The following is a 16488-nucleotide window of genomic DNA, read 5'->3' on the forward strand; positions in this document are numbered from 1 at the left end:
GGGGCGCCGGCAGGACGGCCCGGCCCACGGGCCCGGCTCTCGGATTGGTGAAGTGGACCTGGGCCGACCCTCTTCCGCATCCTGCGTTGCGAAACGGGAGCAGGCCGCCGAACGTGGCCCAACCGGGGGTTCTTGTATGGCACGACGCGCGAGCATGCCGGGCCGGGACGACGCACGTCCTCGCGCCGGGACGGCATCGGGGACGGGGAGCGCGGCAGCGGCCGCCGAGGCGGACGGCGTGACGGCCGACGGGTCGGCCCGGCGCGCGGCGGCCGGGGATGGCGAGGGCGAGATGGCGCGGCGCGTGGCGCGGCCGGCGCGCGCCAGCACGGCGAGACGGATGGCGACCGACAGCATGATGGACGAGACGACGAGCCTGCCGGCCGCCGGCCCGATGGGGGCCGCCGGCATCGGCGGCGGAACGCTGATCGAGGCCGGACCGGACGTGCCGCCCGGGCCGCGCATCCGCTTCCTGCACCCGCTGCTGATCGGCGCGCTGCCGGCGTGGGACGCGGTGCTGGACCGCACCGCGGCGCTCGGATTCGATTCGGTCCTGCTGCCGCCGGTCTTCGCGACCGGGCGCAGCGGCAACCTCTACCACGTCGCTGATCACGACCGGCCGCACCCGATCCTGGAGGCTCCGGGGGACGCCGCGTCGGTGCTGTCCGGGCTGGCCGGCAAGGCGCGCTCGCGCGGCCTGTCGCTGATGCTCGACCTGACGCCGGACCGGGTGGCGGCGGACGGCGCGCTGGCGGCGATGCACGGCGACTGGTTCCGCGACGCCGGGGCGGCGCTGCCCGACCCGCGTCGGCCGCCGCTGGAGCACGGCACCACGGCCGCGCGCCTGGACGATCCCGGCATCGCCGACGCGCTGGCCGACTGGTGGGAGCGGCGGCTGCGCGACTGGGCGGCGGCGGGCGTCGCGGGCTTCCGCTGCCTCGACCCGGAGCGCGTGCCGGCGGCGATCTGGCGGCGCCTGATCGGCGCCGCGCCGGAATGCGGCTTCGTCGCCTGGACGCCGGGGCTGGCGCCCGAGGCGTTGCGGGCGCTGGCCGGGGCCGGCTTCGCCGCGAGCTGCGACTCCCTCGCCTGGTGGGATTTCCGCCAGGGCTGGCTGGCCGAGGAGGCGCTGCGCCTCGCCGCGGTGGCGCCGCCGCTCGCCGTGGTGGAGGCGCCCTTCGGGCCGCGCATCGCCGCCGGGCAGGACGATCCGCGCCTCGCCGCGCGCGACGCGGTGCGCCGGCTGCGCTACGCGGCCGGGCGGGGCGCCGGCCTTCTGGTGCCGATGGGCTTCGAGTACGGCGCGCGCGTGCCGCTCGACCCCGCGCGCAGCCGTCCCGGCGACTGGGCCTGGCTGGAGGAGAACCGCGCCTACGACATCGGCGAGGAGATCCGGCTCGCCAACGCCGCCCTGGTGGCGCGCAAGGGGGCGGCGGGCGAGGAGCGGCCGCTGAGCGGGCCGGGCGCGCCGGTCTCGGCGGTGCTGCGCGCCGATGGCGGCGACCTGCGCCGGGCGCGGGCGGCGACGCTGGTGCTGGCCAATGCCGACCTGACGCGGCCGGCGACGGTGAGCGCCGCCGCGCTGCTGCCGGGGACGGGCGGGCACTTCACCGCCTTCCGGCCGCTGCTGCCGGCCTCCGGCGAGGCGTTCGGGGCGGGCGACAGCCTGGACCTCGCCCCGGGCGAGGTGCGCGTGCTACGCGCCGAGCCCGCGCCGGCGGTGCGCCCCGCCGCCGTGGCGAGCGCCGCCGAGGCCGCGACCTGGCCGCGCGTCGCCATCGAGGCGGTGACGCCGGCGATCGAGAACGGCCGCTTCCCGGTGAAGCGGCGGCTCGGCCAGACCGTGACGGTCGAGGCGGACCTGATCTGCGACGGGCACGACGTGCTGGGCGCCGCGCTGCTCTGGCGCGCGGCGGACGAGGCGGAATGGCGCGAGGCGCGCATGACGCTGGTCGCCAACGACCGCTGGACGGCGAGCTTCCCGCTGGAGCGGATGGGCCGCTACGTCTTCGCCGTGGAGGCGTGGCGCGACGCCTTCGCCTCCTACCACCACGAGATCGAGGTCAAGCACGCGGCCGGGCTGAACCTGACGCTGGAGATCGAGGAGGGCCGCCGCCTGGTGGAGGCGGCCGGGAAGCGCGCGGGCGGCGAGGCGGCGGCGCTCTCGGCGCGGCTCGACCGGGCGGAGGAGGCGGAGAAGCTCTCCCTGCTGCTGGCGCCGGAGACCATGGCGATCATGGCGGCCGCGGACGACCGGCCCTTCCGCGACCGCTCGCCGGAGATGCCGGTGGAGGCGGAGCGGACGGCCGCGGAATTCGCGAGCTGGTACGAGCTGTTCCCGCGCTCGATGAGCGGCGACCCGAACCGGCACGGCACCTTCCGCGACGTGATCGCCCACCTGCCGCGCATCCAGGCGATGGGCTTCGACGTGCTCTACTTCCCGCCGATCCACCCGATCGGGAAGAAGAACCGCAAGGGGCGCAACAACTCGCTGACGCCGAGCGAGACCGATCCCGGCAGCCCCTACGCGATCGGCTCGGCCGATGGTGGGCACGATGCGCTGCACCCCGAGCTCGGCACGCTGGAGGATTTCCTGGCGCTGCGCGACGCGGCGGCGGCGCACGGGATGGAACTGGCGATCGACTTCGCCATCCAGTGCTCGCCGGAGCATCCCTGGCTGAGGGAACACCCGGACTGGTTCGACTGGCGCCCGGACGGCACCATCAAGTACGCCGAGAACCCGCCCAAGAAGTACCAGGACATCGTCAACGTCGATTTCTACGCGAAGGGCGCCGTGCCCTCGCTGTGGGAGGCGCTGCGCGACGTGGTGCTGTTCTGGGCCGGGCAGGGCGTGCGCTGCTTCAGGGTGGACAATCCCCACACCAAGCCGCTGCCCTTCTGGGAGTGGATGATCGGCGAGGTGCGGGCCGCCTACCCGGATTCGATCTTCCTGGCCGAGGCCTTCACCAAGCCGAAGATGATGTACCGGCTGGGCAAGGTGGGCTACGGCCAGAGCTACACCTACTTCACCTGGCGCAACACCAAGGCCGAGATGCGCGAGTACCTGGAGGAGCTGACGGCGTCGCGGGACCTGCCGCAGGGCGCGCCGCGCGACTTCTACCGGCCGCACTTCTTCGTCAACACGCCGGACATCAACCCGGTCTTCCTGCAGACCAGCGGCCGGGCCGGCCACCTGATCCGCGCCGCACTGGCGACGACGCTCTCGGGCCTGTGGGGCATGTACAACGGCTTCGAGCTGTGCGAGGCCCGCGCCCTGCCGGGGCGCGAGGAGTACCTCGACAGCGAGAAGTACGAGATACGCGCCTGGGACTGGGACCGGCCCGGCAACATCGTGGCCGAGATCACGCGGCTGAACGCGATCCGGCGGCTGAACCCGGCGCTGCAGTCGCATCTCGGCATCGCCTTCCACAACGCCTTCAACGACCAGGTGCTGTGGTACAGGAAGCAGAGCGGGGACCGCACCAACGTGGTGCTGTGCGCGGTCAGCATGGACCCGCATAATGTCCAGGAGGCGGATGTCGAGCTGCCGCTCTGGGAATGGGGATTGCCGGACCACGCGACGCTGGAGGCGGAGGACCTGATGCGCGGCACGCGCTTCGCCTGGACGGGCAAGGTGCAGCGGCTGCGCCTCGACCCGAACGACCTGCCCTTCGGCATCTGGCGCGTGCGTCCGGCAGGAGGGATCTGAATGTACACCGAGAACACGCAGCACCTGCCGGGCAGCAGCGAGAACCTGCCGCAGCAGACCGGCCGGGTGATCCCCGAGCTGTCGCGCGAGGAGCAGTGGCAGACCGACCCGCTCTGGTACCGCGACGCGGTGATCTACCAGCTGCACGTCAAGAGCTTCTTCGACAGCAACAACGACGGCGTGGGCGACTTCCCGGGCCTGCTGCAGAAGCTCGACTACATCGCCGAGCTCGGCGTCGACACGCTCTGGCTGCTGCCCTTCTACCCGAGCCCGCGCCGCGACGACGGCTACGACATCTCCGAGTACCGCGACGTCCACCCGGACTACGGCACGCTGGAGGACGCCAAGCGCTTCGTGGACGAGGCGCACCGGCGCGGCCTGCGCGTCATCACCGAGCTGGTCATCAACCACACCTCCGACCAGCACCCCTGGTTCCAGGCGGCGCGCGAGGCGCCGCCGGGCTCGCCGGCGCGCGACTACTACGTGTGGTCCGACACGGACGACAAGTACCGCGGCACGCGCATCATCTTCTGCGACACCGAGAAATCCAACTGGACCTGGGACGAGAAGGCCAAGGCGTATTTCTGGCACCGCTTCTACAGCCACCAGCCGGACCTCAACTTCGAGAATCCGCGCGTGATGGCCGAGGTGCTGAACACGATGCGCTTCTGGCTGGAGATCGGCGTGGACGGGCTGCGGCTCGACGCCGTGCCCTACCTGATCGAGCGCGAGGGCACCAGCAACGAGAACCTGCCCGAGACGCACGAGATCCTGAAGACCATCCGCAGCAAGCTGGAGGAGGACTTCCACGGCCGCATGCTGCTGGCCGAGGCCAACATGTGGCCGGAGGACACGCAGCAGTACTTCGGCCGCGGCGACGAATGCCAGATGGCGTTCCACTTCCCGCTGATGCCGCGCATGTACATGGCGATCGCCCAGGAGGACCGCTTCCCGATCACCGATATCCTGCGCCAGACCCCGGACATCCCGGAGGGCTGCCAGTGGGCGATCTTCCTGCGCAACCACGACGAGCTGACGCTCGAGATGGTCACGGACAAGGAGCGTGACTATCTCTGGAACACCTACGCCGCCGACAAGCGCGCGCGCATCAACCTCGGCATCCGCCGCCGCCTCGCGCCGCTGCTGGAGCGCGACCGGCGGCGGATCGAGCTGATGAACGGCCTGCTTCTCTCCATGCCCGGCACGCCGGTGATCTACTACGGCGACGAGATCGGCATGGGCGACAACATCTTCCTCGGCGACCGCGACGGCGTGCGCACGCCGATGCAGTGGTCGGTGGACCGCAACGGCGGCTTCTCCAAGGCCGACCCGGCGGGCCTCGTGCTGCCGCCGATCCAGGACCCGCTCTACGGCTTCCAGGCGGTGAACGTGGAGGCGCAGGCGCGCGACCCCTCCTCGCTGCTCAACTGGATGCGCCGCATGCTGCAGACGCGCCGGCGCAGCCGGGCCTTCGGGCGCGGCACGATGCGGCTGCTCTACCCGGGCAACCGCAAGGTGCTGGCCTATCTGCGCGAGCATGAGGGCGAGACGATCCTCTGCGTCTACAACCTCTCGCGCGCGGCGCAGGCGGTGGAGCTGGATCTCGCCGCCTTCGCCGGCCGCGTGCCGGTGGAGATGCTGGGCGGCACCGCCTTCCCCGGCATCGGCCAGCTCACCTACCTGCTGACCCTGCCGCCCTACGGCTTCTACTGGTTCCTGCTCGCCACCGAGCAGGCGCTGCCCGCCTGGCACGAGAAGGCGCCCGAGCCGCTGCCGGACCTGCGCACCATCGTCTTCCGCGCCGAGGACACCGGGATCGGCCCGGCGCAGCGGCGCGAGCTGGAGCGCGAGGTGCTGCCGAGCTACCTGCCCAAGCGCCGCTGGTTCGCGAGCAAGGGCGAGAAGCTGGAGGGCGTGCGCCTCGTGGCGCTCGGCCACGTGCCCCACGCGCCCTACAGCACGCTCGCCGAGCTGGAGGTGTCGCTGCCCGGCCGCACCGAGCGCTACTGCCTGCCCCTCTCGGGCGTCGAGGAGAGCGAGACGGTGGGGCCGCTCGCCTCCCAGCTCGCCCTCTCGCGCATCCGCCAGGGGCGGCGCGTCGGCTACCTGACCGACGCCTTCGCCTCCGACGACTTCGTGCGCGGCGTGCTGCTGGCGCTGCGCGGGAACGACTCGGTCGCGACCGACGACGGCGAGGTGCGCTTCCGCGGCGGCGAGCGGCTCGACGCGATCGAGCTGCCGCTCGCGCCGGACGCGGATCTGCATGTCCGCCGGCTCTCGGCCGAGCAGTCCAACTCCTCGATGATCGTCGCCGAGGCGGTGGTGCTGAAGATCCTGCGCAAGCTCGCCCCGGGCATCCACCCGGAGGCGGAGATGACGCGCCACCTCACCGAGGCCGGCTTCGCCAACATCGCGCCGCTGCTGGGCGAGGTGGTGCGCACCGGCGCGGACGGCGTGCCCTGCACGCTGATGCTGCTCCAGGGCTTCGTGCGCAACCAGGGCGACGGCTGGGTCTGGACGCTCGACTGGCTCAAGCGCGCCGTGGACGAGGCGGCGCTGGCCGAGACGCCGCCCGAGGACAGCCTGGCGGGCTATCTCTCCTTCGCCGCGGCGCTGGGCCGGCGCCTGGGCGAGCTGCACGCGGTGCTGGCCGCGCCCTCCGCCGACCCGGCCTTCGCGCCGGAGGAGGCGGGGGCGGCCGATCGCGGCAGATGGGCCGAGGGTGCGCTGGCGCAGCTCGAACCGGCGCTCGACCTGCTGGCGCAGCAGGCGGAGTGGCCCGACGAGGCGACCGGCGAGGTGGCCGCGCGGCTGCTGGCGCAGCGCGAGGGGCTGGTGGACGCGGTGCACGGCCTCGCGCAGTCCGCCGCCGGCGCGCTGAAGACGCGGGTGCACGGCGACTTCCACCTCGGCCAGGTGCTGGTGGCGCAGGGCGACGCGGTGATCGTCGACTTCGAGGGCGAGCCGGCGCGGCCGCTGGAGGAGCGGCGCGCCAAGGGCAGCCCGCTGCGCGACGTGGCCGGGCTGCTGCGCTCCTTCGACTACGCCGCCGCCGTGGCCGCGCAGAACGACGGCGCGGCGACGCTGGTGGCGAGCCAGGTCGAGCGCCGCAACGCGCTGCTCGACCGCTTCCGGCGGGAGGCCTCGGCCACCTTCCTCGACGCCTACCGCGCCGTGGAGGCGGCGGCGCCGGTGCACTGGTCGCCGCCTGAGTCGGAGCGTGCCCTGCTCGACCTGTTCCTGCTCGAGAAGGCCGCCTACGAGGTGCGCTACGAGGCGGCGAACCGGCCGGCCTGGATCGGCGTGCCCGTGCGGGGACTGGCGGCGCTCGCCGCCAGCCTGGTGCGCGCGTGATGGCGGGGCCGGATCGGGGCGCCGTGGAGGCGCTGGTCACGGGCCGGCACGGCGATCCCTTCGCCGTGCTCGGCCCGCATGGCGGGGAGCTGCGGGTCTTCCTGCCCGGGGCGGAAGCGGTCTCGGCCGCGCCGCGCGCAGGCGGGGACGGGGCGTTCGCGGCGCTGGCGCCGATCCACCCGGCCGGGCTGTTCGCCGGCCCGGTGGATGGCGACGGCCCGCACCGGCTGCGCATCGCCTGGCCCGGCGGCGTGGTGCAGGAGACGGTCGACGCCTACGGCTTCGGCCTGCTGCTCGGCGAGCTGGACATGTACCTGTTCGCCGAGGGCCGCCACCGCGACATCTCCAAGGTGCTCGGCGCGCAGGTGACGACGGTCGACGGCGTGCCCGGCGTGCGCTTCGCCGTCTGGGCGCCGAACGCCAGCCGCGTCTCGGTGGTGGGAGAGTTCAACGGCTGGGACGGGCGGCGCAACCCGATGCGCCGGCGCGCCGAGGCGGGGGTGTGGGAGCTGTTCATCCCCGACCTCGCCCCCGGCCTGCGCTACATGTACGAGATCCAGGACCGCGACGGGAACACGCTGCCGCTCAAGGCCGACCCGGTGGCGCTGCGCGCCGAGATGGCGCCCGGCAAGGCCTCGCGCATCGCCGATCCCACGCCCTATGCCTGGGACGACGCGGACTGGATGGCGCGTCGCGGCGCGTCGCAGGCGCCGGACCGGCCGATGTCGATCTACGAGGTGCATGCCGGCTCCTGGTGGCGCGACGCGGAGGGGCAGTCGCCGGACTGGGACGGGCTGGCCGACCGGCTGGTGCCCTATGTGCAGACGATGGGCTTCACCCATGTCGAGCTGCTGCCGGTGGCGGAATTCCCCTTCGGCGGCTCCTGGGGCTACCAGCCGCTCGGCCTGTTCGCGCCTTCCGCGCGCTACGGCACGCCGGAGGGCTTCGCGCGCTTCGTCAACCGCTGCCATCAGGCTGGAATCGGCGTGATCGTCGACTGGGTGCCGGCGCACTTCCCGACCGACGCGCACGGGCTCGGCCGCTTCGACGGCACGGCGCTCTACGAGCACGCCGACCCGCGCGAGGGCTTCCACCGCGACTGGAACACGCTGATCTACAACATGGGCCGCAACGAGGTGCGCGGCTTCCTGATCGCCTCCGGCCTGCACTGGCTGGAGCACTTCCACGTCGACGGGCTGCGCGTCGACGCCGTGGCCTCCATGCTGTACCGCGACTACTCGCGCAACGCCGGCGAGTGGATCCCCAACAAGTACGGCGGGCGCGAGAACCTCGAATCCGTGGACTTCCTGCGGGAGATGAACGCGATCGTGGCGGAGCGCTGCCCCGGCGCCGTCACCATCGCCGAGGAATCGACGGCCTGGCCCGGCGTCACGGCGCCGCTCGCCGAGGGCGGGCTCGGCTTCACCTACAAGTGGAACATGGGGTGGATGCACGACACGCTCCACTACATGGAGCAGGACCCGGCCTGGCGGAAATACCACCACGGCGAGATGACCTTCGGCATCGTCTACGCCTGGTCCGAGAAGTTCGTGCTGCCGCTGAGCCATGACGAGGTGGTGCACGGCAAGGGTTCGCTCTACGGCAAGATGCCGGGCGATGCGTGGCAGAAGCTGGCCAACCTGCGCGCCTACTTCTCCTTCATGTGGACGCATCCCGGCCGCAAGCTGCTCTTCATGGGCGGCGAGCTGGCGCAGCCGACGGAGTGGAACCACGATTCGCAGGTGACGTGGCCGCTGCTCGACGATCCCGGCCATGCGGGCGTGCAGAAGCTGGTGCGCGACCTCAACGCGCTCTACCGCGAGGTGCCGGCCTTCCACCGGCTCGACGCCTCGCCGGACGGCTTCCGCTGGGTGGTGGGCGACGACGCGGAGCAGAGCGTCTTCGCCTATCTGCGCCAGGGCGCGGAGGGCGACGCGCCGGCGCTGGTGGTCTGCAACATGACCCCGGTGCCGCGCCACGGCTACCGCGTCGGCGTGCCGCGCGGCGGCTGGTGGCGCGAGGTGCTGAACTCCGACGCCGAGGGCTATGGCGGCAGCAACCTCGGCAATGCCGGCGGCGTCTCGGCGGATGCGCCGGGGACGCACGGCTTCGACCAGTCGCTCTCCCTGGTGCTGCCGCCGCTGGCGACGGTGGTGTTCCTGGCGGAGTAGGGGCAGGGTCGGGTCGGGCGGGGGAGGGGACGTCCTCCGCCGCCCGTCGGCGCCGGCCGGGGGGCGCCCGGGGCCGTCCGGTGCCGAAGCGACCTACCTTCCCTTCGGCGGCACCGTTGCCACCTCGCCGCCCGCCTGCTTCCAGGCGGTGAAGCCGCCGCCGAGATGGGCGACGTTCTCCAGCCCCATCTCCTGCGCCGTCCGGGTCGCCAGCGCCGAGCGCCAGCCGCTCGCGCAGTAGAAGACGAATCGCTTCGGCGCCGCGAAGACCGGGCGCGCATAGGGGCTTTCCGGGTCGATCCAGAATTCCAGCATCCCGCGCGGGCAGGGGAAGGCGCCCGGGATGCTGCCCTCGCGCTCCCGCTCCTTCGCCTCCCGCAGGTCCACGAAGACCACGTCGTCGCGCCCCAGCAGGCCGCGGGCGGCGTCGGCATCGACCGCCGTCACCTGCGCCTCCGCCTCGGCCAGCAGCGCCTTGTAGCCTTTCCGCATCGGTTTCCTCCCTCCTCCCGCCCCTCCTCCCGCGCGCCGCGTCGGTCGGCGAGGAACGGGTTGCGCGCGCGGGCCGGCGCGGCGTTCCGGGAACGCCGCCGCCGGGTGGTCCACCACCGGCGCCCGCCTGTCCGGCGCCGGCGGGTTCATCCCCCGCCTCTCTACCATCCACCCCGTCGGCCCGTCCCGGCGTTCCCACGTCGGGCCGGGGCGGCGGATCACCGCCGTGTCGTGGCAGGCGGGGCAGGGGGCGCCGCACCGCCGCGAGCCTAGAGCATTTTCAAGCTGAGCGTCCTCGCTCAGCGGCTCGGAAAATGCGAAAAATCAAAGGCTAGAGCCGTTCCGGCCTGATACAGTCAGGCTGGATCGGCTCTAGCGTCCTCGGCCGCGGCGCGCCCGGTCCTGCCGGCCGGAGGGTGCAAAGGGGCGGTCCGCGATCCCGCGGCGTGGTGCCACGCCGGGCTTGTCACCCGCGCCGGGCCTTGCTCCTGTCGTCAACATGACAGTTCCGGACCGCCTCCTGCCCGGCCGACCCTACCCGCTCGGCGCGACCTTCGACGGTCTCGGCGTGAATTTCGCCGTGTTCTCCGCCCATGCCCATTCGGTGGAGCTCTGCCTGTTCGACCCGTCGGGCCGGCACGAGACGCGCCGCCTGAGCCTGCCCGAATGCACCGACGAGGTGTGGCACGGCTATCTGCCGGAGGCACGGCCCGGCCTCGTCTACGGCTACCGCGCGCACGGCCCCTACGAGCCGCAGCACGGCGACCGCTTCAACCCGCACAAGCTGCTGCTGGACCCCTACGCGCGCCGCCTGCTCGGCGAGATCCACTGGACCGACGCGCTGTACGGCTTCCGCAGCGCCGGTGCCCGCGCCGACCTCTCCTTCGACCGGCGCGACAGCGCGCCCGCCATGCCCAAGGCCGTGGTGGTGGACGAGAGCTTCGACTGGGGCGAGGACCGCCCGCCCGCCATCCCCTGGGCCGACACGGTGATCTACGAGGCGCATCTGCGCGGCCTGACCATGCGCCACCCGGCGGTGCCGGCGCCGGAGCGGGGCACCTTCGCGGGCCTCGCGCATCCGGCGGTGATCGCGCACCTGAAGCGCCTCGGCGTCACGGCGGTGGAGCTGCTGCCGGTGCAGGCCTTCGCGCAGGACCGCTTCCTGGTGCGCCAGGGCCTGCGCAACTACTGGGGCTACCAGCCGCTCGCCTACTTCGCGCCGGAGCCGCGCTACCTCGCCGGCGGCGGGTCCGACGAGATCCGCATCGCGGTGCGGCGGCTGCACGCGGCCGGCATCGAGGTGATCCTCGACGTGGTGTACAACCACACCTGCGAGGGCGACGAGACCGGCCCCACCCTCTCCTGGCGCGGCCTCGACAACCGCTCCTACTACCGGCTGCGCCCCGACGACCCGCGCCGCTACGTCAACGACACCGGCACCGGCAACACCATCAACGCCACCCATCCGCGCGTGCTGCAGATGGTGATGGACAGCCTGCGCCACTGGGTCGAGCGCTACCACGTGGACGGATTCCGCTTCGACCTCGGCACCGTGCTCGGGCGAGAGGCGGGGGGTGGCTTCGACCCCGGCGCGGGCTTCTTCGACGCGGTGCGCCAGGACCCCGTGCTGAACCGCGTCAAGCTGATCTCCGAGCCCTGGGACATCGGCCCGGGGGGCTGGCAGGTGGGCAACCACCCGCCCGGCTGGGCGGAATGGAACGACGGCTTCCGCGACGGGGTGCGCCGCTTCTGGCGCGGCGACGCGGGAAGGCGGCCCGACATCGCCTCGCGCCTCGCGGGCTCGGCGGCGCAGTTCGACCGGCGCTGCCGCCGGCCCTGGGCGAGCATCAACTTCGTCGCGGCGCATGACGGCTTCACGCTGCACGACCTCGTCACCTACGTGGAGAAGCACAACGAGGCCAACGGCGAGGGGAACCGCGACGGCCACGGCGACAACCACGGCGGCAATTGGGGCGTGGAGGGGGAGACGGCGGATTCCGCGGTCAACGCCGTGCGCGGCCGGCTGAAGCGGGCCATGCTGGCCACGCTGTTCCTCTCGGCCGGCACGCCGATGCTGCTGGCCGGCGACGAGATGGACCGCACCCAGGGCGGCAACAACAACGCCTACTGCCAGGACAACGAGACCTCCTGGGTCGACTGGGAGCGCGCCGCGACGCCGGCGGCCCGCCAGCTCACGGCCTTCGCCGCGCGCTGCGCCGCGCTGCGCCGCCGCCTGCCGCCGCTGCGCCCGACCCGCTTCCAGCACGGCGCCACCCTGGCCCCCGGAATCCCGGAGATCGCCTGGTTCGACCTGGAGGGGCGGCCGATGATGCCCGAGGCCTGGGGCGAGCCGGAGGTGCGCACCCTGGCGCTCTGGCGCGCGGCGCCGGCGCCCGAGCCGGCCCCCTCCCCGGCCGATTCGGAGGCGCCGGGGCGGGGCTGGGCGGCCGGCGCCGCGCCGTTCGGCCGCGCCGCGCCCCGGCGGGAGGACAGGCGGGAGGACAGGCGGGAAGGCGGGCGGGAGGGCAGACGGGCGGGCGCGCTGGTGGCGACGCTGCTGCTGCTCAACGCCGACGGCGTGCCGCGCCGCTTCCTGCTGCCCGATCCGCCGCTGAACTGGGATCTCGTGCTCGACAGCGCCGACCCGGAGGCGGTGGAACGACCGCTCGGGGTTCGCGCTGTAGCGGTGGCGCCGCGCTCGGCGGTGCTGCTTGCCGCGAAGGTGGATCCTGCATGGGTGGTTTCGTTCAGTCCCTGAGCTGGGGGGCGACTCTGCTGTCCGACCGCGAGACGCGCTTCCGTCTCTGGGCGCCGGACGGCGTGGGCGTGGCGCTGGAGGTGGAGGGGCGCGCCCCGCAGCCGATGCGGGCCGAGGGCGAGGGCTGGTACGCGGCGACCGCCCCGGTGGGCGCGGGGGCGCGCTACAAATTCCGCGTCTCGCCGGACCTGTCCGTGCCGGACCCCGCCTCGCGCTTCCAGGCGGGCGACGTGCACGACGCCTCGGTGGTGGTCGATCCCGCCGCCCATCGCTGGAAGCATCCGGAATGGCGCGGCCGGCCCTGGCACGAGACGGTGCTCTACGAGCTGCATGCCGGCGCCTGCGGCGGCTTCGCGGGCATCGAGGCGATGCTGCCGCGCCTCGCGGCGCTCGGCGTCACCGCCGTCGAGCTGATGCCGATCGCCGACTTCCCGGGGCGGCGCAACTGGGGCTACGACGGCGTGCTGCCCTACGCGCCGGATGCCGCGCTCGGCACGCCGGAGGCGCTGAAGTCCCTCGTCGATGCCGCGCACGGCCACGGGCTGATGATCTTCCTCGACGTGGTGTACAACCACTTCGGCCCGGACGGCGCCTACCTGCATGCCTTCGCGAAGCCCTTCTTCGACGAGGGCGTCCACACGCCCTGGGGCGCCGCGATCGACTTCCGCAAGGCGCCCGTGCGCGCCTTCTTCGAGGAGAACGCGCTCTACTGGCTGAACGAGTACCGCTTCGACGGGCTGCGCCTCGACGCCGTGCACGCCATCGCCGAGCAGTCCTGGCTCGACCACCTCGCCGCCCGCATCCGGCGCGAGATCACGGATCGCGAGGTCCATCTCGTGCTGGAGAACGAGGCGAACACCGCGAGCAGGCTGCGCGCCGGACCCGGCGCCCCCGGCTTCGACGCGCAGTGGAACGACGACGGCCACAACATCCTGCACCCGCTGCTGACCGGCGAGCGCGACGCCTACTACGGCGACTTCGCCGATGACGGCGCGGCCAAGCTCGCCGTGGCGCTGCGCGAGGGCTTCCTGTTCCAGGGGCAGGAATCGGCGAATCTCGGCCATGCGCGGGGCGAGCCCTCGGCGCACCTGCCGCCGACGGCCTTCGTGCTGTTCCTGCAGAACCACGACCAGGTGGGCAACCGCGCCTTCGGCGAGCGCCTCGCCGCCCTGGCCCCGCCCGAGGCGCTGAACGCCGCCACCGCGCTGCTGCTGCTCTCGCCGCAGATCCCGATGCTGTTCATGGGCGAGGAGTGGGGCGCCACCGCGCCCTTCCTGTTCTTCACCGACCACCACGGCGAGCTGGCCGGTCTGGTGCGCGAGGGGCGGCGCAGGGAATTCGCCAGGTTCGCCGCCTTCAGGGACCCGGAGAAGCGCGAGCGCATCCCCGATCCCAACGCGGAGAGGACGTTCACCGACAGCATCCCGGACCCGGCCGAGGCGGCGCGGGAGCCGCACGCCGCGATCCTCGCGCTGCACCGGCGCCTGCTGGCGCTGCGCCGCGCCGAGATCGTCCCGCGCCTGCCCGGCGCCGCCGCGCTGGACGCCGGGGCGGTGGGGGAGAAGGCGGTGGCGGCGCGCTGGCGGCTCGGCGACGGGGCCGTGCTGACCCTCGCCGTCAACCTCGGCGCCGGGGCCGTGCCCTGCGCTCCGCGCCCCGGGCCCCTGCTGTTCGAGACCACGCCCGGCGCCGCGTCGGCCCTCGGCAAGGGCACGCTGCCGGCCTACACCACCGTTGCCCTGCTGGAACCAGCCCGATGACCGATTCCGCCCTGCACGCGCTCGCCGAGGAGGCCGGCATCAGCGTCGAATGGCGCGACGTGCGCGGCGAGACGCACACCGTCGCGCCGGAGACGCTGCGCCGCGTGCTCGCCGCCCTCGGCATCGACGCCGACCGGCCGGAGGAGGCGCGCGCCGGCCTGCGCGCGGATGCCGGGCGGCTGCCGCCGCTGCTGACCTGCCCGGTCGGCCCGGACGGCGTCGCCATCCCCGGCGCCGTGCCAGGCCATCGCTTCCGGCTGCACATGCAGGACGGGCTGCTGGTGGAGGGCCGGATGGAGACCGGCTGGGGCGGCGAGGCGCGGCTGCCGGCGCAGCGCGAGCCCGGCTACCACCGGCTGGAGCTGGATGGCGGGCATACCACCATCGCCGTGGCGCCCGCGCGCTGCTTCACCCTGGCGGACGCGGCGGCGGCCCAGGGCGGGAGGCGGGGAGGGGAGGATGGCCGGCACGGCGCCCGTTCCTGGGGGCTGGCGGCGCAGCTCTACGCGCTGCGCCGGCGCGGGGATGGCGGCATCGGCGACCTCACCGGCCTCGCCCAGCTCGCCCGGGCGGCGGCGCGTCGCGGCGCCGAGGCGGTGGCGATGTCGCCGCTGCATGCGCCCTTCGCGGCGGATACCGGCAAGTACGGGCCCTACGCGCCTTCCACCCGGCTCTGGCTCAATGCCCTGCACGCCGATCCCGAGGCGGCGCTCGGCGATCTGCCGGCCTTCGGCGATCCGGCGCTGGAGGCCGCGCCGCTGGTGGACTGGCAGGCGGCCGCGGCGGCCAAGTACGCCCGGCTGCGCCGGCTGTTCGACGCCCACATCGACCACCCGGACTTCGTCACCTTCCGCAGCCTCGCCGGCGCCACGCTGGAGGACCATGCGCGCTTCGAGGCGCTGCACGCGCACTTCTACGGCGCCGACCCGGCGCGCTGGCACTGGCGGAGCTGGCCGGACGGGTTCGGCGCGCCGGACGCGCCCGGCGTCGTGCGCTTCGCGCGCGACCATGCGCGCGAGATCGCCTTCCACGCCTTCTGCCAGTGGCTGGCCGACGCCTCGCTCCAGGCGGCGCAGAAGGCGGCGCGGGAGGCGGGCATGGCGGTGGGGCTGATCGCCGACCTCGCCGTGGGCACCGACGGCGGCGGCAGCCACGCCTGGTCGCGCCAGCGGGAGATCCTGCCCGGCCTTTCCGTCGGCGCGCCGCCCGACATCTTCTCGCCGCTCGGGCAGGACTGGGGGCTGACCGCCTTCTCGCCGCGCGAGATGCGCCTCGGCGGCTTCACCGCCTTCGTCGAGCTGCTGCGCGCCGGCTTCCGCCACGCGGGCGGCATCCGCGTGGACCATGCCATGGGCCTCGCCCGGCTCTGGGTGGTGCCGCAGGGCGGCACGGCGCGGGACGGGGCCTATCTGCGCTTCCCGCTGGAGGACCTGCTGCGGCTGCTGTCGCTCGAATCGCACCGGCACCGGGCGATCGTCATCGGCGAGGACCTCGGCACCGTGCCGGAAGGTTTCAACGAGCGGATCGCGCGGGCGGGCATCCTCGGCATGCGCGTGCTCTGGTTCGAGCGCCGCCGGGACGACAGCTTCACGCCGCCCGCCGAGTGGACGCCCGAGGCCGTCGCCATGACCACGACGCACGACCTGCCCACGGCGGCCGGCTGGTGGGAGGGGCGCGACATCGGCTGGCGCGAGCGGCTCGGCCTGTTCGGCGAGGACCACGCCGTCGCGGAGCGGGAGCGCGCGACGCGTGCCGAGGACCGGCAGGGGCTGTGGCGCGCCTTCCTCGAGAGCGGCACCGTGACCACCGACGCACCGCCGGCGGGGAACGGCGCGCCGGTCGCGGCGGCGGCCATCGCGCACACGGGCGCGGCCGCCTGCGCGCTGGCGCTGATCCCGGTCGAGGACGTGCTGGCCCTGCCGGAGCAGCCCAACCTGCCCGGCACGCTGGACGAGCACCCGAACTGGCGCCGCCGGCTGCCGGGCGAGGCGGCGACGCTGCTCGACCCGCCCGAGGTCGGGGTACGGCTGGAGGGGCTGGTGGAGGCGCGCCGTCGGGTCGGCTGACGCGCCCGACGGCGATGGGGCCATGGCCGCGGCGGCACGGTCGCCGGGCCCCCTTCGCCCTCCCGCCCGGGAGTTCCGGCCCGGCGGCGGAGGGGCACACCCCTGGTTGCTGAAATGATTGTTGCCATCCCGCCGGGTTGTATCCGATAGGTCTTCTGCCCGGTCGCGCCCGCTGAGC

The 16488-nt window shown here is 73.8% G+C and carries 7 protein-coding genes; 6 read left to right on the top strand and 1 reads right to left on the bottom strand.

All coding sequences use genetic code 11. The annotated features are described in order from the left end of the window. Positions 1-238 precede the first annotated feature (238 nt). Genes M0638_RS06595 through glgB form a run of 3 tightly spaced genes read left to right on the top strand, consistent with a single transcriptional unit; the run spans position 239 to position 9234 of the window. Positions 239-3709: a maltotransferase domain-containing protein gene (locus M0638_RS06595; protein WP_248666172.1), complete on the top strand. Its 3471-nt coding sequence runs from the start codon at positions 239-241 to the stop codon at positions 3707-3709. Beyond that, complete coding sequence (gene treS / locus M0638_RS06600; RefSeq protein ID WP_248666173.1) at positions 3710-7063, top strand: maltose alpha-D-glucosyltransferase; 3354 nt, start codon at positions 3710-3712, stop codon at positions 7061-7063. After that, the gene (gene glgB, locus M0638_RS06605) at positions 7063-9234 is read left to right on the top strand and encodes a 1,4-alpha-glucan branching protein GlgB (RefSeq protein WP_248666174.1); all 2172 of its coding nucleotides are present in this window, start codon (positions 7063-7065) and stop codon (positions 9232-9234) included. Before treS ends, glgB begins: the two co-directional genes overlap by 1 nt. 93 nt (positions 9235-9327) lie before the next feature. Here glgB and M0638_RS06610 read toward each other — a convergent pair whose 3' ends face one another. Further along, a complete protein-coding gene (locus M0638_RS06610) occupies positions 9328-9726 on the bottom strand; it encodes a rhodanese-like domain-containing protein (RefSeq protein WP_248666175.1) in 399 nt (132 codons plus the stop codon). A gap of 499 nt (positions 9727-10225) precedes the next feature. Here M0638_RS06610 and glgX point away from each other — a divergent pair, with 499 nt between their 5' ends. The 3 genes from glgX to malQ are packed head-to-tail and all read left to right on the top strand — an operon-like array spanning position 10226 to position 16310. Next, a complete protein-coding gene (glgX, locus tag M0638_RS06615; protein ID WP_248666176.1) occupies positions 10226-12484 on the top strand; it encodes a glycogen debranching protein GlgX in 2259 nt (752 codons plus the stop codon). Then, positions 12460-14244 (top strand): malto-oligosyltrehalose trehalohydrolase, encoded by a 1785-nt coding sequence (gene treZ, locus M0638_RS06620; protein WP_248666177.1) that lies wholly within the window; start codon positions 12460-12462, stop codon positions 14242-14244. The genes glgX and treZ overlap by 25 nt, the downstream gene beginning before the upstream one ends. Next, the gene (gene malQ, locus M0638_RS06625) at positions 14241-16310 is read left to right on the top strand and encodes a 4-alpha-glucanotransferase (protein ID WP_248666178.1); all 2070 of its coding nucleotides are present in this window, start codon (positions 14241-14243) and stop codon (positions 16308-16310) included. The genes treZ and malQ overlap by 4 nt, the downstream gene beginning before the upstream one ends. Positions 16311-16488 lie beyond the last annotated feature (178 nt).

The organism is Roseomonas acroporae (genome assembly GCF_023223525.1).
In the GTDB taxonomy this organism is placed as follows: Bacteria; Pseudomonadota; Alphaproteobacteria; order Acetobacterales; family Acetobacteraceae; genus Roseomonas_E; species Roseomonas_E acroporae.

What these genes read in the sequence shown, in the direction of transcription:
- treS (WP_248666173.1), top strand. Translation starts at nt 3,710, where the DNA reads ATGTACACCGAGAACACGCAGCACCTGCCGGGCAGCAGCGAGAACCTG.
- glgB (WP_248666174.1), top strand. Translation starts at nt 7,063, where the DNA reads ATGGCGGGGCCGGATCGGGGCGCCGTGGAGGCGCTGGTCACGGGCCGG.
- M0638_RS06610 (WP_248666175.1), bottom strand. Translation starts at nt 9,726, where the DNA reads ATGCGGAAAGGCTACAAGGCGCTGCTGGCCGAGGCGGAGGCGCAGGTG.
- glgX (WP_248666176.1), top strand. Translation starts at nt 10,226, where the DNA reads ATGACAGTTCCGGACCGCCTCCTGCCCGGCCGACCCTACCCGCTCGGC.
- treZ (WP_248666177.1), top strand. Translation starts at nt 12,460, where the DNA reads ATGGGTGGTTTCGTTCAGTCCCTGAGCTGGGGGGCGACTCTGCTGTCC.
- malQ (WP_248666178.1), top strand. Translation starts at nt 14,241, where the DNA reads ATGACCGATTCCGCCCTGCACGCGCTCGCCGAGGAGGCCGGCATCAGC.